Below are 17,416 nucleotides of genomic sequence, written 5' to 3' on the forward strand. Positions count from 1 at the left end.
TCAGGGATTGCGGGCGACAGCGTCGCGTTGAGGCTAATCTAAGCATTGGGCCGGTGGGTTCAACGCAAGATCAGCGACGCGAGGAACGGGGCGCGCGGTTTTGCCGTCCATCCGGCGGCCGACCCGACCAACGGGGCGGCAATCAGATCGTCGCCGCGTCGCACCGCGGGCGAGGCCATCAGCGAAGCGCGGGGCAGGCCCGTCGCGCGCCAATCGGTCTGCGCCACGTCGTCCCCGAGCGCGCTCACGGTCAGGTCCGGCGCGTGGGGGCCGGTCAGGGTCCAGCGGCCGTCCCAGGTCCGGTCCGTCGGGCCGGGCGGAGCCGTAGCCGCCGGCTCGCGCGCCAGCCGGAGCGTGTCGCCCTCGGAGCTCAGCACACAGCCCCCGAGGGTACAGGTCGTACCGCCCAGCGCGTGGTCCAATAGCCGCAGCCGCGCGTCGCGGCGCGGCCCGTAGCCGCCGCCGATCCAGTGCAGCCCGGCCAGGAGGAGGCGGGGCAGCGGGTCCGGGTCGCCCGCATGCGCGCCGCGGAGTGCGTCCATCCCGTCGATCAGGAGGTCGCCGCGATCCTCGCGGACATGGTTGCGCGCAATGGTGCGGGCATGGGCCACGAGGCTTGCGCGCGCATCAACCAGCGCGGATGCGGAACCCGCGAGCGTCGCTTGGTCGAGGCCCAGCGCCGCGATCGCGCGCCGCACCTCCACACGGTCGAAGGTCGGGTCTGCGTTGGACGGATCGTCGATCCAGTCCTCGCCCCGCGCGGTCAACGCATCCCGCAGGTCGGCGCGGGTCAGCCCGAGCGCCGGGCGATGCCAGGTCACGCCCTCCATCTCGCGCCGCGCGGCCATCCGGGCCAGCCCGTCGATCCCCGCGCCGCGCCGCATCCGGAGGATCAGGGACTCGGCCACATCGTCCTGCGTGTGACCGAGCAGGACGTCGCCCACCCCGGCCACGCGCGCGGCCCCGCCCAGCGCGGCATAGCGCGCGGCGCGGGCGCGGGCCTGTAGCCCGGCACCCGGTTCGATATTCAGCGTCAGCGTGCGATGCGCGGATCCGAGCCGGGCGGCGAGCGCCGCGACGCGCGCGGCCTCGGCCGAAGCCTCCGGTCTCAGGCCGTGATCGACAGTGAAGGCATGGACCATTCGGCCCTCGAGGGCGCAGGCGGCGATCAGAAGCGCAGTGCTGTCGCTGCCGCCCGAAACCGCGACCCCGAGCGGGCCGTCCGGTACGGCGCGCGCGATCGCGGCGGTGAGCGCCGCGATCGCGTCATGCGCGGACGTCACTGGCAGCCGAGTTCGACCCGTGCCGATTGCGCCTGTGCGGCGGCCGGGGCCTGCGGGAAGCGCAGCGGCACCTCGGCCAGCGTCAGGCAGGCCTCGTCGCGCTGACCGAGTTGGCCCAGCGAACGACCCAGCCCCAGCAGTGCCTCGGGCGCGCGGGGGCCTTCGGGCGTGCCCGAAAAGGCTTCGAGATAGGCGCGGGCCGCGGCGGCGGACTGGCCATCGCGGGACAATGCCTCGCCACGCAGGAATTGCGCATCCGCCGATAGGGGGCCGGTCGGGTAGGCGGCCACGAACCGCTCGAACGCGGTCGCGGCCTCGGCGTTGCGCCCGGCGTCGAGGGCCGCGCGCGCGGCGTCGAAATCGGCACGTTCGCCCACGGCCAGCTCCGCGCCGCCGGTCTCGGGCGCGGGGATCGGCGCGGGCGCGGCTCCGGCAGCACCCTCCGCCTCGCCGCCCAGGGGGCCGGGCGCGGGCAGGGCGCCCAGATCGCAATCGGTCGTCAGTTCGCAGAGCTGGAAGCGCAGATCCTCGATCCGGTTGCCGCCGTCGCGTGCGACGCTTTCGACCCGGAAGGACAGCCGTTCGGTCCGGGCCGTCAGCTCCTGAAGCTGCGTCTCGAGGCTGATGACCCGGTCGGGAAACGTGCTGCCCTCGATGCCGAGCGCCGCGGCGCCGGTCGTCGACAGCTCGCGCGTGAGCTGCTGCAACTCGACGTTCAGGACGCTCAGCTGCTGGCGGATATCGGCCAGCGTGTCGCCCTCCTGCGCCCAGGCGGGCGCAGCCGCCAGCCCGAGCGCCAGCGCCAGCGCCAGCCGCATCAGACGCCCGCCCCCGCGGCGAGCACCGTCACCGCACGGCGGTTCTGGCTGTAGCACGCCTCGGTCGAGCAGACCTGGAGCGGACGCTCCTTGCCGTAGCTGATGGTGCGCATCCGGGTCGCCGAGACGCCCTGGCTCACAAGGTAGTCGCGGGCCGCATTGGCGCGGCGCCCTCCGAGTGCCAGGTTGTATTCCCGCGTACCCTGCTCGTCCGCATGGCCTTCGATCAGCGCGGTATAGGCCGGGTTGGCGTTGAGCCACTGGGCCTGGGCGGCCAGCGTGGCGCGCCCTTCGGGCGTGATCGTCGACTGGTCGACGGCAAACAGGACGCGGTCGCCCACGGTCTGCTGGAAATACGCGACCGAACTGGGGTCGTTCGCGCTGCCGGCGACGACGCCGCCGGCGCCCGCGTTCAGGTCCACCGCGCCGTCGCCCGCGCCGCCAAGCCGGTTGGCGCAGCCCGTCAGGGCAAGCCCGGCCACAAGGATGAGTGCAATCGTTCTCATAGGTCCTGTCCTCTAGTTCAGGAGCGGGCCCCACGAGGGGTCCGAAGCGGCCGCGGGTGTCGCGGCGCGTTGAAGGTTTCGTCCCGTGATGTCCACGGTATAGAGCGCCGGGGCACCCGCCGCACCCGCCGTCTCGCGCGTGAACATCACAACCCTGCCATTGGGCGCCCAGGTCGGACCCTCGTCGAGGAACGCGCCGGTCAGCAGACGCTCCTCGCTGCCGTCCTCGCGCATCACGCCGATATGGAAGCGGCCCGCATTCTGCTTGGTGAAGGCGATGTAGTCGCCCTTGGGGGACCAGACGGGCGTGCCGTAGCGGCCCTCGCCGAAGCTGATCCGCGTGCCCTCGCCGCCCGAGGACGGCATGACGTAGAGCTGCGGCGCACCCGAGCGGTCGCTCTCGAAGACGACGCGGCTGCCATCGGGCGAGAAGCTGGGCGCGGTCTCGATCGAGGGGGCGGTCGTCAGGCGCGTCTGCGCCCCGGTGGCGATGTCGAGCGCGTAGAGGTCGGTATTGCCCGCCACTTCGGCCGAATAGACCACGCGGCTGCCATCGGGCGAGAAGCGGGGCGCGAAGCTCATGTTCTGGTCGACCCCGCCGATCGTCTGCCGCTGGAGGCTGGCCACGTCGATGACGGTGACGCGGGGAAAGCCGCTCTCGTAGCCGGTATAGATGATGCGCGAGCCGTCGGGCGAGAAGCGCGGCGCCAGCACGATCGCGTCAGACGAGGTCAGATAGCTGACATTGGCGCCGTCGTAATCCATCACCGCGATCCGCTTCTGGCGGGCGTCCTTGGGTCCGGTCTCGGAGACGAAGACCACGCGGCTGTCGAAATACGGACCTTCGCCCGTGATCCGCGAATAGGCGGCATCGGCGACCTTGTGCGCCATGCGGCGCCAGCCATCGACGGTCCCGACAAATTGCAGCCCGTCGCCCAGCGGCGCCTCCGAGAAGATGTCGAAGAGCCGGAATTGCACAACGATGCGCCCATCGCCCTCAACCAGCACCGAACCGGTGATCAGCGCCTGCGCGTTCACCGCCTTCCAGTCGGACCATTGCACGGGGCTGTCGAAATTCCCGATGCGGGAGATATGCGCGTCCTGCGGGATTTCGCGGAAGAGGCCGGTGTTCACGAGGTCGGCGGCGATGACACGGGTGATGTCCTGCGACAGATCCGCGGCGGCCGCGTTGCGCGCCACGAAGGTCGGGATGGCGACCGGCAGCGGTTCGATCACGCCGTCGGTGATCGTGATCCGCAGGGGGCCGTCCTGCGCGGTCGCGGGGGCCGCGATCAACAGGGTCAGCAGGGTCAGGAGGGTCGTCAGAACGCGCATGGCGTGGGCCTCTCGGGGTCGGTCAGGTTCCGTATCGCGGAGCGGGCCGCGTTTCTCAATGGGTCACGCCGGGCTGACCGTCGAGGGGCAAAGGTTTGCCCGTCCGGTATCGCGCGCGGACGCGTGGTCATGCGATAGCATCTCACCGCGCGCGCATCTGTTCCGGATCGAAGGTCATCTCGATCTCGCGCCATTGCTCGAATTTCTCGTCCGGCAGATCGAACCCGCCCTGGCCGCAGCGGATGATCGCGCGGCGTCCGGCCTCGTAGGCCTGGTTCGCGGCGGCCTGGCTGCCGCCCTCGAACCCGGTCAGGCGGATGGTGTTGGTCAGCGGCGTGCCGTCGCGGTTCATCTCCATGAAGATCGTCACGCGCGTCCGCATCGCTTCGGTCGAAAGCGAGCCGAGGTTCCAGCAGCGGCTGACCGAGACGCGCAGGCCGTCGCGCTCGCCTTGGGTCAACGGCGGGCCCGCGGGGGCCGAGGGCGCCGGGGCGGGCTGGCTGACGGCTTCGGCGACCGCGCCGGCGATGGCCGCCGCAAGCGGGTCTTCGGCCGGGGCCGGATCGGCGGCGGGGGCGGCCGGTTCGTCCGACGCCGTCTCGACGGGTTGCGAGACCGGTTCGGGACGCGCGGGCTTTCGGCCGGGCCGCAGCGAGGTCTCGGGTGCGGCCGACGGCGTATCGGCCTCGGTCACGATGACGGGCGCGGCCTCCTCGGGGGCGGCGGGCGTGTCGGCGGGCTCGACCGGGTCGGCGGTTTCGGCGGGGGCGGGGGGCGACTCGACCGTGGGCGCGGTTTCGGTCATCGGCGGCGGCGCGGGGGCCGGGGTCGGGGCGACGCGCGGCGCAGCCTCGGGGGCGGGCGCATCGCTGACGGGGCGGTCGGGCGCCTCGGCGGGCGAGGCGAGCGGGTCCGGCGTCTCGGGCGCCACCTCGGTCGGGGGCGGCGGGCTCAGGGCCGCGACGTCCGGGTTCGCGTCGGGCGGGGTCGGCGCGGGCTGATCGGGGCGCGCGGGCGGGGGCGTGCTGTCATCGGGCGGCGCGGGCGCGGCGGCCGGTTCGGCCGGGGTGTCGGGCGGGGTCGGCGCGGCGGGGGTCGGCGGCTCGGGGCTGTCGGGGGCGTTCGAGACCAGAGCGTCGAATTCCGACGCCGAGATCACCGAGACGGCGGCGACCGAGATGCTGTCCTCGGGCGGCGGCGCGTGGAACAGCCCCGCGACCAGCGCATAGGCGATCAGGCCCGCATGGGCCGTCCCCGAGATCGCGAGCGCCGTGCGCCGCTCCATGTCAGTTGCCGTCCGGGTCGTCCGACGTCCCGTCCAGCGACGGCCCACCCGGATCGGTCACGAGCCCGATATCGCGGAAGCCGCCCGCGTTGAGCGCGCCCATCACGACCATGATGTCGCCATAGGGCACCACGCCGTCGGCGCGCAGGAAGACCTTGTCGCCCTGCCGTTCGCCCGCGATGGCCTGCAGGCGCGGCAGAAGTTCGTTCCGCGGCACCTCCGTCGAGCCGATCAGGATGCGACCGTCGGCGGCGACCGTGACGGCCAGCGGCTCCTCCTGCTCCTGCGGGAGCGGGGCGGCGGCGGTCTCGGGCAGCTCGATCGGGACGCCCGCCGTCAGGAGGGGCGCCGCGACCATGAAGATGATCAGAAGCACCAGCATCACGTCCACGAAGGGCGTGACGTTGATCTCGGACATCGGCGCGCTGGCGCGCGAACGCCTGCGCCGTCCGCCCGCCGCGCCGCCGGGCTGGATGAGGCCGCCGGCCATTCAGGCGGCGTCCAGCTGCCGCGACAGGATGGTCGCGAATTCGTCCGCGAAGGCTTCGAAATTGCCGGTGATGCGGTCGGCGTCGCGGCTGAGCTTGTTGTAGAACACCACCGCCGGGATGGCGGCCACGAGGCCGATCCCCGTCGCCAGCAGGGCCTCGGCGATGCCGGGGGCCACGACGGCGAGGTTGGTCGAGCCCGAGAGCGCGATCTGCTCGAACGCGTGCTTGATGCCCCAGACCGTTCCGAACAGCCCGACGAAGGGCGCGGTCGAGCCGACCGTGGCGAGGAAGGTCAGACCGCCTGCAAGGCGGTCGCGCTCCTTCGAGATGGCGACGTCCATGGTGCGGTCGATGCGCGCCTGCGTCCCCGCGATCAGGCCACCATCGTCGCGGTGGCTTCGGTTCCATTCGCCCATGGCGGCGACGAAGATGCGCTCCGAGGCGGATCGCGGCGTGTCGCCGATCTTTTCGTAGAGCTCGTCCAGCGGCTCGCCCGACCAGAAGGCGCGGTCGAAGGCGGCGGCGTTGCCGCGTGCGCGCCGGAACTGCACGACCTTCTGGAACAGGATCGCCCAGACCCAGATCGAGGCCGCGAACAGCATGATCATGACGATCTTCACGACGAAGGTCGCCCGCCAGAACAGCGCCCAGAGCGAGAAGTCGATCTCGCTGGCGGCTGCCAGTACTTCCGTTTCCATGTGGACTGCCCGTCCCAGTGTTTGCGTCGTTCTCGACGGCGTAATTGGGGCCGGTATTAACAGATGTGAAGCGTCATGGCGAGTGGGATCGGCCTCCGGGCGAAATCCCGCGTGTCCCGCGTGATATCGCGACCGGCCAGGTGAGCGGCGGGCGCGCCGACGCGGATGCGGCGCGAATGACGCGGTCCGGCCCGGCATGCGCCGGGTGTTCGGGCCAGGCGAGCGATGACGCGGTCGGGGCCCCGGAGCCGCGCCCCTGCGACACCGCCCAAGGCGGCGTCTCGGACCAGTGGCAGGCCGCGCTGAGCGCATCGAGATGCAGGGCGAGGCCGGAAATCGGAAAGGACAGCTGCTCGATGCGGCCATTCTGATCGGTGAAGCGTGCGTGGAGCGTCCTGCGTCCGGCGAGGTCTTCGATGAAGGTTCGCGCCCCTTCGTAGGTCCAGTAGCCGAGGCTTTCGCCCCGGTCGTCGACCTGCATCCGGGTGGCGGTCGCGGGCCCGTCGTCGAGGCGCAGTTCGACGGGCCAGCCGTCCGCGTCGCGGGCGGGGGTCTGGCAGTCATGCGCGATATAGGCGGCGGTGCGGTCGCGGACGTACCGCAGGAACAACGTCGCACGCCGCCGTGCACCGCAGGTCAGCGGCGCGTCCGACGGAGTGGAGAGGTAGACGTTCGCGAACCCGTCGAAGGTCGAATCCTCGGTCAGGACGGTCCAGGGCGAGGGCGCTGGCTTAGGTATCGCGGGCGGCGTGGCGGGGGCGGCGACAATCTCGGCCGCGACGTCCACCGGCGGGGCCAGCTGCGGACCGGGCATCGCAGGCGCCGCGGCCGCCCCGGCCATCACCGCATCCCCCGCCCGCCCGAGTGCATAGCCCGAGGCGAGCGCGAGCAGCAGGGCCAGGGACCGCAGGATGATGGACATCGCACACCTCGAATCGCGTCGGGCGAGCATGGCGGACGGGGCGTTAAGGCGAGGTTTCAGCCAGCGCCATGTCGGCGATCTGCGCAGGCAGGCGCTTCGGGCGACCCGCGACGGTCATACAGACGATGGTGACCTCCGCCACAAACAGGAGATCCGCGTCCCGCAACACGCGCTGCGACATCACGAAGCGCGCCGGGCTGCGCGCGGTCAGGCGGGTCTCGACCACGAGCGCGTCGTCGTAGCGGGCGGGCCGCCGGTAATCCGCCTCGATCCGCGACACGGCGAAGACGATGCCGTCGGCGCGCATCGCGGCCTGGTCGATCCCGGCGGCCCGGACCATCTCGGAGCGGGCGCGTTCGATGAAGCGCAGGTAGTTGGCGTAATAGACGATCCCCGCCAGATCCACGTCCTCGTAATAGACGCGGATGGGCCAGCTGTGGACGGTCATTGCATCCGCCCCAGCCGTGCCGCGAGGCGCAGCGCGTGGGCCGGATCGCGGTCCATCGCGGGCAGGACGGGATCGTAACCCGCGCGGATCAGGTCGGCGATCTCGGGGCGGAGCACGGCCGTCCCGTCGATCACCACCAGCGGCGACGCGCCCGCAAAGGCCGTGTCCGACCAGAGGAGGATCGCCTGCACCATCTGGCTCAGCGCCAAGGTTTCGGCGGGCACGTCGGAAAGATGCGCATCCATGCGGATGAAGGCGAAGCAGGCCCGGATCGCGCCGGTCTCGTCGAAGCGGAAGATACGGTACTGATTGGCGTCGGCGGTCTTGAGGCGTGCGACGAGCGGGCCAAGCTCGGGGATCAGCCGGTCGAGATTGGGCGTCTCGGGCAACTCCTCCCAGTCGCGCAGGAAGAACACCATCAGGTTCGCGCCGAGTTCGGGGTCGGTCTCGGCCATCCGGTGGCCCGACAGCACGCAGAGTGCTTCGACTGCACCCTTGAGGACCGCGACCGTCGCATCGGTGACGCCGAAGACGACGGGCACGATAGGACGGCCCCAGCGGGCGAAGAGGAATTGGCCGTCGGCGCGGGTGAAAAGCGCGGCGACGGCGTCGGGCGTGAGCGTCGTCATGGCGCCGAAATGCCACGGGTCGGCGGGTTTCGAAAGGGCGAAGCGGTCGCGTTCGGGGCGGGGCGGCAGCAGCCGGCACGACGCGACGGGCTTGACCGGCGCGGGCGCGGGCATCATGGCCCTCGCGACCCCCGATGGACCGGAGTGCCCGCCATGACCGACCCCCATATCACGCCCGCGTCCTGGACCGCGCTGACCACGCTGTCCGACAAGACCTCCGCCGAGGCGCTGGGCGCGGCGATGGATGAGATGGATCCCGCGCCCGACGGGATCGGCGTCTTCGAGATGGAGGACGGCTCGGGCCTCTGGGAGGTGGGCGGCTATTTCTCGGCCGCGCCCGACACGGTGGCACTGGCGCTGCTCGCGGCGGCCTTTGGTGCTCAGCCCTTCGCCGTCTCGGAGCTGCCGCCGACCGACTGGGTGGCCCATGTCCGGCGCGAATTGCAGCCCGTCGAGGCGGGCCGGTTCTTCGTCTATGGCAGCCACGATGCGGACCGCGTGCCCGAGGATCGCGTGGCCCTTCTGATCGAGGCGGCGATGGCCTTCGGGACCGGGCATCACGGCACCACGAAAGGCTGCCTTCTGGCCTTCGAGGCATTGCTCGAGGATGGCCTGACCCCCGGCCCGGTGGCCGATATCGGCGCGGGCACGGCGGTTCTGGCGATGGCGGCGGCGAAGGTCTGGCCGGACGCCCCGGTCGTGGCCTCGGATATCGACGCGGTCGCCGTCGAGGTGGCCGAGGCCAATCTCGAGGTGAACGACATGGCGGGCCGGGTCGCCTGCGTCGAGGCAGCCGGGTTCGATCATCCCGCGCTGGCCGGGCCATTCGATCTGATTTTCGCGAACATTCTCAAGGGCCCGCTGATCGAGCTTGGGCCCGATATGGCACGGGCCTCGGCGCCCGGCGGTGCCGCGATCCTGTCTGGCATTCTGAACCAGCAGGCCGAGGACGTCGTGGCGGCCTATGGCGATGCGGGGTTCGATCTTGTCCGGCGCGAGGTGCTGGGCGACTGGACGACGCTGACCCTGCGCCGCAGCTGAGGACGGATCGCGGCTCAGCCGACGGCCCAGCGGTACTGCGCGTCGGTTTCGACCGCGCCGGGTCGGATGGCGCGCAGCCGGGCGAGGGCGGCCTCGGGCAGCTCGCCCGCCCGGATCATCAGCCGCAGGGCGATCATGCCCGAGCGGCCCCGCCCGGCCTGGCAGTGGATCAGGAGGCCACCACCCCGGCCGAGCAGCTCCGTCAGCCCCGGCTCGAGCGTGGCCCAGTGCCCGGAGGCGGCGCGGTCCGGGGTGCAGAAGTCGACGATCGGGACGTGATTCCAGCCGATGCCGCGCGCGTCACAGCCGTCGCGGATCGCGCCCAAATCCGCCTCGGGCCCGGCGGTGAGCGTCAGCACGCGCTCCGCGCCCCATTCCGCGATCCGGTCGAGATCGTCGCGGACGGGCCCCGCACGGCCGGGACGCGGCGCGAGGCCGATGCGGCCGGGTCCGATCTCGAGGGACGCGATGGCGAAGGTCATGGCCTGCGGTAGCGCGCGGCGCGGCAAAGAAAAAGGCCCGCCGGGTCGGGCGGGCCTTTGGTGCGGGTCAGTGGAAGCGGATGTCCACGTCGGCGCGGTTCATTCCGATATCCTCGAGCGCGCGTTCGTCGAGGCGGTAGAGGTCGCGGCGGATGGCCCGGCGGGTGCGCCAATCGGCCAGGGTCTGGGAGAACTGGGTGATCGTCGTCATGTCATGGCTCCTTGGTCTTTGGTGTGGCGGGAGGTCAGCGGCGGGCGATGGCGTCGATGTCGCCGCGATCGAGGCCGATGTCGTTCAGCTCGCGGTCGGTCAGGTGCGACAGCGCCTTGGTCGTGACGCGGCGGTCGTTCCAGGCGACGATGCGGCCGAGGACGTTGGCGAACAGGCCCGATGCGGGGGCGGCGGCGGGGCGGAAGGTGTCGAAGGTGGCCATGAACGGCTCCTGTGGTCAAAGATGGTCATTGGGGTGGGCGACCCTCTTTGGCCGTCCTCGGATGAGGGGCAGATAGGACCGGTTTTCACTCCGCACAAATATCATGCGAACATGCCCGTCATGCGCGCATTGCATGGCGGCGCTGGTCTTGCGGTGGACCCCGTGCTAGGCCGAAACGAAGGAAGAACATCCGGGGCAGGGCAGATGCGCGTGATGGGGATCGATCCGGGGCTGAGGGCCTGCGGCTGGGGCGTGATCGACGTCGACGGCCCGCGCCTGCGCCACGTGGCCAACGGGACGGTGCGCCCGAGCGGTCAGGGGATGGGCGAGCGGCTGCTGTCGCTGCACCTGATGCTGAGTGCCGTGCTGGCCGAACACGCCCCCGACGCCGCCGCGGTCGAGGAGACGTTCGTGAACGCGGGCGGGCAATCGACACTGAAGCTGGGCCAGGCGCGCGGGATCGCGGTGCTGGTGCCCGCGCAGGCCGGAATCGCGGTCGGCGAATACGCCGCAAACGCGGTCAAGAAGGCCGTGGTCGGCGTCGGCCACGCGCAGAAGGACCAGGTCCTCCACATGGTGAAGATGCAGCTTCCGGGCTGCGCGCCGGATTCGGCCGACGCCGCCGACGCGCTGGCGATCGCGCTCTGCCACGCGGCGCATCTCCAGACACGGGGTCGGCTGGCGGAGGCGCTGCGGTGATCGGACGGCTCCGGGGCGAGGTGGCGTGGCGGGCGGCCGATCACGTCATGTTGGATGTGGGCGGCGTGGGATATGTCGTCTTCTGCTCGGATCGGACCTTGGCCGCGATGCCGCAGGTCGGCGCGATGGCCTCGCTCTGGACCGAGATGGTCGTTCGCGAGGATCTGATGCAGCTCTTCGGGTTCCTCACCGTGCAGGAAAGGGAATGGCACCGCCTCCTCACCAGCGTGCAGGGCGTCGGCGCGAAGGTGTCGCTCGCCATCCTCGGTGTGCTGGGCCCCGACGGGGTCGGACGCGCGATCGCACTTTCGGATGCGGCGGCTGTCAAGGCCGCGCCGGGCGTCGGGCCGAAGCTCGCGACGCGCGTGGTGAACGAACTGCAGGGAAAGGCGCCCGCGCTGATGGCAATGGGCGGCGGAGGGGACGACCCGCTGATCGAGGGCGCGGCGGCCCCCACGCTACAGGTTGCGACCCCGACGGGCGGCGCGCAGGCCGACGCGCTCTCGGCGCTGACGAATCTCGGCTACGCGCCCGTCGACGCGGCGCGCGCCGTGGCTGAAGTCGCCGACGACGCCGAGGATGCGGGCGAGCTGATCCGGCGGGCCCTCAAGCGCCTCGCGCCGGGGGGCTGATGATCGTGACCATCCGAACGCCATCGCGTGACGGGCCGGGGGGCGCAGGCCCATGACCGAGCGCGATCCCCTGCTCGACCCCGCCCAGCGCGACGAGGGCGACCGGGCGCTGCGGCCGCAGGTGCTCGACGAATTCATCGGCCAGGCCGAGGCACGGTCGAACCTGCGGATCTTCATCGAAAGCGCAAAGCGGCGCGGCGAGGCGATGGACCACGTGCTGTTCCACGGGCCGCCGGGCCTGGGCAAGACGACGCTGGCGCAGATCATGGCGCGCGAGCTGGGCGTCGGATTTCGGATGACCTCGGGGCCGGTGCTGGCCAAGGCGGGCGACCTCGCCGCGATCCTGACCAATCTGGAGCCGCGCGACGTGCTCTTCATCGACGAGATCCACCGCCTGAACCCGGCGGTCGAGGAGGTGCTCTACCCCGCGCTCGAGGATTTCGCGCTGGACCTCGTGATCGGCGAGGGGCCGGCGGCGCGGACCGTGCGGATCGACCTTCAGCCCTTCACGCTGGTCGGCGCGACGACCCGGCTGGGCCTGCTGACCACGCCGCTGCGCGACCGCTTCGGCATCCCCACGCGGCTGGTCTTCTACACCGAGGACGAACTCCATGAGATCGTCACCCGCGGCGCCCGCCTGATGGGCGCGCCCGCCACCGATGACGGCGCCCGCGAGATCGCCAAGCGCGCGCGCGGCACGCCCCGGATCGCGGGCCGGCTGCTGCGCCGCGTGGTCGACTTCGCGGTGGTCGAAGGCGACGGGCGGGTGACGCAGGACGTGGCCGACGGGGCGCTGACGCGGCTCGGGGTGGACCATCTCGGGCTCGACGGCGCGGACCGGCGCTACCTGTCGCTCATCGCCGAGAATTACGGCGGCGGGCCGGTGGGGATCGAGACGATCGCCGCGGCCCTTTCGGAGAGCCGCGACGCGCTCGAGGAGGTGATCGAGCCGTTCCTTCTGCAACAGGGACTGATCGCGCGCACGCCGCGCGGACGGATGCTGGCCCACAAGGGCTGGAGCCATCTGGGCCTGCCCGCGCCCGGCGGGCCGAATGGCGATCTCTTCGGCTGAGGGCGGGGCGAGGGGTTCCACCCCTCGCGCACCCCGGCATATTTGACGAACATCGAAGGGATTGGCATCGGGGGCCGGGTGATGGGCGAGGAAACGGATCGGGCGGTGTTCAACCTCGCCGCCTACGTCCTGGCGGCAGGACGGACGCGGGCGGATCGGCCCGCGCTGATCGTGCCGGGCGTGCAGCGATGGACCCACGGCGCGCTGGCCGATGCGGTCGAGCGGCGGGCGGGGGGTCTGGCGGCGCGGGGCCTGAAGTCGGGCGACCGGGTGCTGCTTCGGCTGGGAAATTCGGGCGACTTCCCGGTGACCTTCCTCGCCTGCGCGCTGGCGGGGCTGGTACCGGTGCCGACGGCGGCGGGCCTGACGGAACGGGAGATCACCAGGATGGCCGCGTTGGTCGATCCCGCGCTGGTGGTCGCCGAAGCGGGCATCTCGCGACCCGCCGGGGCCGGCGCGGTCGCGCCCGAGGCGCTGGACGCCGTCCCCCTGCCGCCCGCGGACTGGTCGCGCGGGTCCGCCGACCGCCTCGGCTATATCGTGTTCACCAGCGGATCGGGCGGCACGCCCAAGGCAGTGGCTCACGCGCATCGCGCGGTGCTGGCGCGGCGGGCGATGTGGGACGGCTGGTATGGCCTGCGTGCCGATGACCGGATGATGCATGCGGGGGCCTTCAACTGGACCTACACGCTGGGCACCGGGCTGCTCGACCCCTGGGCGATCGGCGCGACGGCGATCGTGCCACCTCCCGGTGCGGCGGACCTCGCGGGGCTGATCCGCGCCGAGGCAGCGACGATTTTCGCGGCGGCGCCGGGGATCTACCGGCGGCTCCTGCGCGGTGACCTGTCGGGGCTGGGTGCGCTGCGGCACGGGCTCTCGGCGGGCGAGCGTCTGCCCGAGGCGACCCGGACGGCCTGGTACGCGGCGACGGGTACCGATCTGCACGAGGCGCTGGGGATGTCGGAATGCTCGACCTTCGTATCGGGCTGCCCCGACCGCCCGGCGCCGTCTGGGACATCGGGCTACGCGCAGCCGGGCCGACGGGTCCGCGTGGTCGATGGCCGCCTGCAGGTCGCGACCGACGATCCGGGGCTGATGCTCGGCTACTGGGTGGATGGCGCGCCGGTGCCGGTGGAGGGCGACTGGTTCGACACCGGCGACCGGGTGACGACGCGCGCGGACGGCGCGATCCGGCACGAGGGCCGCGCGGACGACCTGCTCAACCCCGGCGGCTTCCGCGTCTCGCCGCAGGAGGTCGAGGCCGCGCTGGCCGATCTGCCAGTGCATGAGATCGCGGTCGGCTGCACGCGGGTGGCCGGCGGCGCGGAAGTGCTGGCGGCCTATTATGTCGGCCCGTTGCTGGACGAAGGCATGGCGGACGCACACGCGACGGCCCGGTTGGCGGCCTACAAGCGCCCGCGGCTTTGGCTCCGGCGGGAGGCGCTGCCGCGAAACGCGAACGGCAAGCTGCGGCGGCGCGACCTGGCCTGAGAGCTCAGCTGCCGCGGCTCTGCGCGGCGCGTACGGCCTGTTCGACGACCTGGTCGGCGTAGCGGTTGCCCTCGGAATAGGACATCTCGGCCGCCTTCCAGGTGCAGCGGAAGGTCAGGCCCGTCGGCGCCCAGTCGAATTCCGGGACGCCGTCGAAGGTGGCGACCGTCATCGACCGCAGCACCCGCATGCCGAACCCGGTGAGCTTCGCGGGCGGCGCGATCTCGTGCGGGGCGGTCTCGCGCCAGGTCAGCACGAAATCGCCGTCGGAGACGAGGATCGACAGCGCCACGCGCCCCTTGGGATCCGATAGCGCGCCGTGCTTGATCGCGTTGGTCAGAAGCTCGTTCAACGACAGCACGACGGTCTGCGCCGCCGTGCCGTTGAGCGCGAAATCATCCGTCAAATCGACGTCGATCTGGCCTGCCTCGACCAGCGCGCCCAGCGTCGTGTCCACCAGCGCCCGCAGTCGCACGAGGAGCCGGTTGCCGGAAAACGTCAGGCTGTTGACGTCCGAGAGGGCGCGCAGGCGGCCCTGGAAGCTCTCGATCAAGGCTTCGCGCGTGTCCGAGCTGCGCGCGGCCATGTTGAACATGCCCCCGACCAGCGCGAAGATGTTCTTGATGCGGTGCGCCATCTCGCCCGCCATCAGCTCGGCCCGCTCCTGCGCCTGGCGGAACTCGGTGACGTCGTGATTGATCCCGATCAGCAGCTTGCGCCCGTCGGCGGTGGTCATCGGGCGGCCGGCCCCGTCGATCCACATGATCTTGCCGCTGGGATGCGCGACCCGGTACTCGACCGAGAAGGCGGCACCGGACGCGCGGCTCTCCTCGACGGCGGTCGCGACATGCGACCGATCCTCGGGCATGATGAATTCGAAGAAATCGACCATCGGGAACGCGGCCTCGATGTCGGGCAGGTCCATCATCCGTCGCCACGTCAGGTCGACGACGCAGAGCCCGCTGTCGAGATCGGCGACCCAGCGCCCGATCCCGCCCGCCGCGGGCGCGAGCGATTGCCAGTCGGTATCGATCTGCAACTGCGCCGACAGCATGGCCGTCTCGGTAGGGTTGCCGTCGCGCATCTGGTCTGTCCGGGGTGGAAATCGAATGGCGGAGGCATTGTCATGAGACGTAGGTGATTGCAAGACGGGGGTTTCTTCGCCGCCGCGTCGCGCCTAGGGTCCGCTGGTTTCGTAGAGGTTCGGCATGACGGTCAAACTCGATATTCTCTCCGACCCGATCTGTCCGTGGTGCCATATCGGCCGCGCCAACCTGTTCCGCGCGCTCGAGCGCCATCCCGATCATCCGTTCACGCTCGAATGGCATCCGTTCCAGCTCAACCCCGATATGCCCGCCGAGGGCATGGACCGCCGCGCCTATCTCGAAGCCAAGTTCGGCGGGCGCGACGGCGCCGTCCGGGCCTATGCGCCGGTGGTCGAGGCGGCCGAGGCGGCAGGCCTGTCGATCGATTTCGAGGCCATCGCGCGGACGCCCAACACGCTCGACGCGCATCGCCTGATCCATTGGGCCGGGCTTGAGGGGCGGCAGACGCCGGTCGCGACGGCGCTCTTCCAGGCGTATTTCGAGAAGGGACAGGATATCGGCGACGTGCCGACCCTGGTCGCCCTCGGCGCCGAGGCAGGGATGGATGCGGGCATGCTGGAGCGGCTCTTTGCCGGCGATGCCGATGCCGACGATATCCGCGCCCGCGACGCCCATGCACGCGAGCGTGGGGTGACCGGCGTGCCCACCTTCGTGCTCGCCAACCAGCATGTGCTGCGTGGCGCGCAGCCGCCCGAGCTTTGGGCGCAGGTCATCGAGGAGGTCGCGGGGCAACTTCGGGCCGAGCCCGCCGCGACCGATACGCGCGCGTGACCGACGCGGCGTCGTCCGAGGCCGCTCCGATCACGAAGCCTGCGCTGTCCATGGTGGAGTTCGTGGCGCTGATGGCGATGCTGTCGGCGACCATCGCGTTCTCGATCGACGCGATGCTGCCGGCGCTTCCTGATATCGGCGCGGCCCTGTCGCCGCTGAACCCCAACGCGGCCCAGCTTGTGATCGTGGCCTTCGTCTTCGGGATGGGCGCGGGGACGATCTTCGCAGGGCCGATGTCGGACGCCTTCGGCCGCAAGCGCGTGATGCTGTCGGGCGCGGTGCTCTATTGCGCCGGCGCCGTCGGGGCCGCTTTTGCGCCCACGCTCGAGACGATCATCGTGGCGCGTGTGATCCAGGGCCTCGGCGCCGCGGGACCACGGGTCGCGGCACAGGCGATGATCCGCGACCTCTACATGGGGCGCGGCATGGCCAAGGTCGCCAGCTTCGTGATGATGACCTTCACATTGGTCCCCGCGATGGCGCCGCTGATCGGTTCGCTCATCATCGCGGGCTTCGGCTGGCGCGCGGTCTTCTGGGCCTTCGTCGTGTTCTCGGTGATCTCGGGGGGCTGGCTCGCGCTGCGGCAGCCCGAAACGCTGCCGCTCGCCCGTCGCCGCCCGCTGCGGCTCCGACCGCTGGCCGCTGCCTTCCGCGAGGTGCTCGGCCATCGCAACGTGCGACTGGCGATCTTCATTCAAACCATGGTGTTCGGCCTTCTCTTCTCGACGATCACTAGCGTGCAGCCGATCTACCAGGACGTGTTCGACCGGGCCGAAAGCTTTCCGCTCTGGTTCGGCCTCGTCGCCCTCCTATCGGGCGGCGCGAGCTTCCTGAACGCGCGGGTCGTCGGACGGGTCGGGATGCTCTGGATGCTGCGCCGGGCGCTGGCGGGGCATCTGGTGCTGTCGCTGATGCTGGCGTTGGTCTGGGTGGCGGGACTCCTGTCGGGCGAGTCGGCGTTCTGGGCCTTCTTCGGCTTTCAGGTGTCGAGCTTCGCGCTCGCGGGTCTCACCATCGGTAACCTGCAGGCCATCGCCATGCAGCCGATGGGCCATATCGCGGGCATGGCGTCCTCGGTGATCTCGTCGATGTCGACGATCCTGGCCGTGGCGGTGGCCGTGCCGATCGGCCTCGCCTTCGACGGCACGCCCGTGCCGCTGATCGTGGGGTCGGGGCTCTGCGCAGGCGTCGCTTTCCTGATGGCGCTGGCGCTGCGGGACGGCTCCGGCGCGCTGGAGGAGCCCTTCGCGGGCCAGAAGCTCCGCTAGGCGCG

Annotated in this window: 21 protein-coding genes; 7 read left to right on the plus strand and 14 right to left on the minus strand. The window is 71.3% G+C overall.

Annotated elements, in window-relative coordinates:
- Nucleotides 1-59 precede the first annotated feature (59 nt).
- From tilS to Q0833_RS02900, 10 genes are all read right to left on the minus strand, one after another.
- A complete protein-coding gene (tilS, locus tag Q0833_RS02855; RefSeq protein ID WP_298430044.1) occupies nucleotides 60-1,283 on the minus strand; it encodes a tRNA lysidine(34) synthetase TilS in 1,224 nt (407 codons plus the stop codon).
- Nucleotides 1,280-2,101 carry a tol-pal system protein YbgF gene (ybgF, locus tag Q0833_RS02860; protein ID WP_298430046.1) on the minus strand — a complete coding sequence of 274 codons (822 nt, stop codon included), beginning with the start codon at nucleotides 2,099-2,101 and terminating at the stop codon, nucleotides 1,280-1,282. Before ybgF ends, tilS begins: the two co-directional genes overlap by 4 nt.
- Nucleotides 2,101-2,607, minus strand: coding sequence for a peptidoglycan-associated lipoprotein Pal (gene pal, locus Q0833_RS02865; protein ID WP_298430047.1), 507 nt, complete (start codon nucleotides 2,605-2,607; stop codon nucleotides 2,101-2,103). Before pal ends, ybgF begins: the two co-directional genes overlap by 1 nt.
- 12 nt (nucleotides 2,608-2,619) lie before the next feature.
- A complete protein-coding gene (gene tolB / locus Q0833_RS02870; protein WP_298430049.1) occupies nucleotides 2,620-3,942 on the minus strand; it encodes a Tol-Pal system beta propeller repeat protein TolB in 1,323 nt (440 codons plus the stop codon).
- A gap of 142 nt (nucleotides 3,943-4,084) precedes the next feature.
- Nucleotides 4,085-5,227 carry a hypothetical protein gene (locus Q0833_RS02875; RefSeq protein ID WP_298430051.1) on the minus strand — a complete coding sequence of 381 codons (1,143 nt, stop codon included), beginning with the start codon at nucleotides 5,225-5,227 and terminating at the stop codon, nucleotides 4,085-4,087.
- A 1-nt stretch (nucleotide 5,228) separates the two neighbouring features.
- A complete protein-coding gene (locus tag Q0833_RS02880) occupies nucleotides 5,229-5,717 on the minus strand; it encodes an ExbD/TolR family protein (RefSeq protein WP_298430053.1) in 489 nt (162 codons plus the stop codon).
- Complete coding sequence (gene tolQ / locus Q0833_RS02885; protein ID WP_298430055.1) at nucleotides 5,718-6,416, minus strand: protein TolQ; 699 nt, start codon at nucleotides 6,414-6,416, stop codon at nucleotides 5,718-5,720. It abuts the gene before it with no gap.
- Nucleotides 6,417-6,489: 73 nt separating this feature from the next.
- Complete coding sequence (locus Q0833_RS02890) at nucleotides 6,490-7,338, minus strand: hypothetical protein (RefSeq protein ID WP_298430057.1); 849 nt, start codon at nucleotides 7,336-7,338, stop codon at nucleotides 6,490-6,492.
- A gap of 43 nt (nucleotides 7,339-7,381) precedes the next feature.
- Nucleotides 7,382-7,786 carry a tol-pal system-associated acyl-CoA thioesterase gene (gene ybgC / locus Q0833_RS02895; RefSeq protein ID WP_298430059.1) on the minus strand — a complete coding sequence of 135 codons (405 nt, stop codon included), beginning with the start codon at nucleotides 7,784-7,786 and terminating at the stop codon, nucleotides 7,382-7,384.
- On the minus strand, nucleotides 7,783-8,415 hold the full coding sequence (locus Q0833_RS02900) for a hypothetical protein (protein WP_298434937.1): 633 nt from the start codon (nucleotides 8,413-8,415) through the stop codon (nucleotides 7,783-7,785). Before Q0833_RS02900 ends, ybgC begins: the two co-directional genes overlap by 4 nt.
- A 153-nt stretch (nucleotides 8,416-8,568) precedes the next feature.
- On the opposite strand from Q0833_RS02900, the gene Q0833_RS02905 reads away from it, so the two are divergent.
- Complete coding sequence (locus Q0833_RS02905; RefSeq protein WP_298430061.1) at nucleotides 8,569-9,456, plus strand: 50S ribosomal protein L11 methyltransferase; 888 nt, start codon at nucleotides 8,569-8,571, stop codon at nucleotides 9,454-9,456.
- A 14-nt stretch (nucleotides 9,457-9,470) separates the two neighbouring features.
- Here the strand turns inward: Q0833_RS02905 and Q0833_RS02910 are convergent, their stop codons facing one another.
- The 3 genes from Q0833_RS02910 to Q0833_RS02920 all read right to left on the minus strand — a co-directional run bounded on the left by Q0833_RS02910 (nucleotide 9,471) and on the right by Q0833_RS02920 (nucleotide 10,372).
- Complete coding sequence (locus Q0833_RS02910; RefSeq protein WP_298430062.1) at nucleotides 9,471-9,938, minus strand: protein-tyrosine phosphatase family protein; 468 nt, start codon at nucleotides 9,936-9,938, stop codon at nucleotides 9,471-9,473.
- 67 nt (nucleotides 9,939-10,005) lie between these two features.
- Nucleotides 10,006-10,149: a DUF1127 domain-containing protein gene (locus Q0833_RS02915; protein ID WP_298430064.1), complete on the minus strand. Its 144-nt coding sequence runs from the start codon at nucleotides 10,147-10,149 to the stop codon at nucleotides 10,006-10,008.
- Between the two features lie 34 nt (nucleotides 10,150-10,183).
- Nucleotides 10,184-10,372 (minus strand): DUF1127 domain-containing protein, encoded by a 189-nt coding sequence (locus Q0833_RS02920; protein ID WP_298430065.1) that lies wholly within the window; start codon nucleotides 10,370-10,372, stop codon nucleotides 10,184-10,186.
- A 204-nt stretch (nucleotides 10,373-10,576) separates the two neighbouring features.
- Here Q0833_RS02920 and ruvC point away from each other — a divergent pair, with 204 nt between their 5' ends.
- The 4 genes from ruvC (at nucleotide 10,577) to Q0833_RS02940 (ending at nucleotide 14,266) form a co-directional block, all read left to right on the plus strand.
- Nucleotides 10,577-11,071: a crossover junction endodeoxyribonuclease RuvC gene (gene ruvC, locus Q0833_RS02925; protein ID WP_298430067.1), complete on the plus strand. Its 495-nt coding sequence runs from the start codon at nucleotides 10,577-10,579 to the stop codon at nucleotides 11,069-11,071.
- Nucleotides 11,068-11,703 carry a Holliday junction branch migration protein RuvA gene (gene ruvA / locus Q0833_RS02930; protein ID WP_298430069.1) on the plus strand — a complete coding sequence of 212 codons (636 nt, stop codon included), beginning with the start codon at nucleotides 11,068-11,070 and terminating at the stop codon, nucleotides 11,701-11,703. Before ruvC ends, ruvA begins: the two co-directional genes overlap by 4 nt.
- 52 nt (nucleotides 11,704-11,755) lie before the next feature.
- Nucleotides 11,756-12,775 carry a Holliday junction branch migration DNA helicase RuvB gene (ruvB, locus tag Q0833_RS02935; protein WP_298430071.1) on the plus strand — a complete coding sequence of 340 codons (1,020 nt, stop codon included), beginning with the start codon at nucleotides 11,756-11,758 and terminating at the stop codon, nucleotides 12,773-12,775.
- An 81-nt stretch (nucleotides 12,776-12,856) separates the two neighbouring features.
- The gene (locus Q0833_RS02940) at nucleotides 12,857-14,266 is read left to right on the plus strand and encodes a class I adenylate-forming enzyme family protein (protein ID WP_298430073.1); all 1,410 of its coding nucleotides are present in this window, start codon (nucleotides 12,857-12,859) and stop codon (nucleotides 14,264-14,266) included.
- Between the two features lie 4 nt (nucleotides 14,267-14,270).
- On the opposite strand, the gene Q0833_RS02945 is transcribed toward Q0833_RS02940, so the two are convergent.
- The gene (locus tag Q0833_RS02945; RefSeq protein WP_298430075.1) at nucleotides 14,271-15,350 is read right to left on the minus strand and encodes an HWE histidine kinase domain-containing protein; all 1,080 of its coding nucleotides are present in this window, start codon (nucleotides 15,348-15,350) and stop codon (nucleotides 14,271-14,273) included.
- Nucleotides 15,351-15,474: 124 nt separating this feature from the next.
- On the opposite strand from Q0833_RS02945, the gene Q0833_RS02950 reads away from it, so the two are divergent.
- Nucleotides 15,475-16,143, plus strand: a complete 669-nt coding sequence (locus tag Q0833_RS02950; RefSeq protein ID WP_298430077.1) for a DsbA family oxidoreductase — start codon at nucleotides 15,475-15,477, stop codon at nucleotides 16,141-16,143.
- The gene (locus Q0833_RS02955; RefSeq protein WP_367274933.1) at nucleotides 16,140-17,411 is read left to right on the plus strand and encodes a multidrug effflux MFS transporter; all 1,272 of its coding nucleotides are present in this window, start codon (nucleotides 16,140-16,142) and stop codon (nucleotides 17,409-17,411) included. The genes Q0833_RS02950 and Q0833_RS02955 overlap by 4 nt, the downstream gene beginning before the upstream one ends.
- Nucleotides 17,412-17,416 lie beyond the last annotated feature (5 nt).

This window comes from uncultured Jannaschia sp. (assembly GCF_947503795.1).
Classification (GTDB): domain Bacteria; phylum Pseudomonadota; class Alphaproteobacteria; order Rhodobacterales; family Rhodobacteraceae; genus Jannaschia.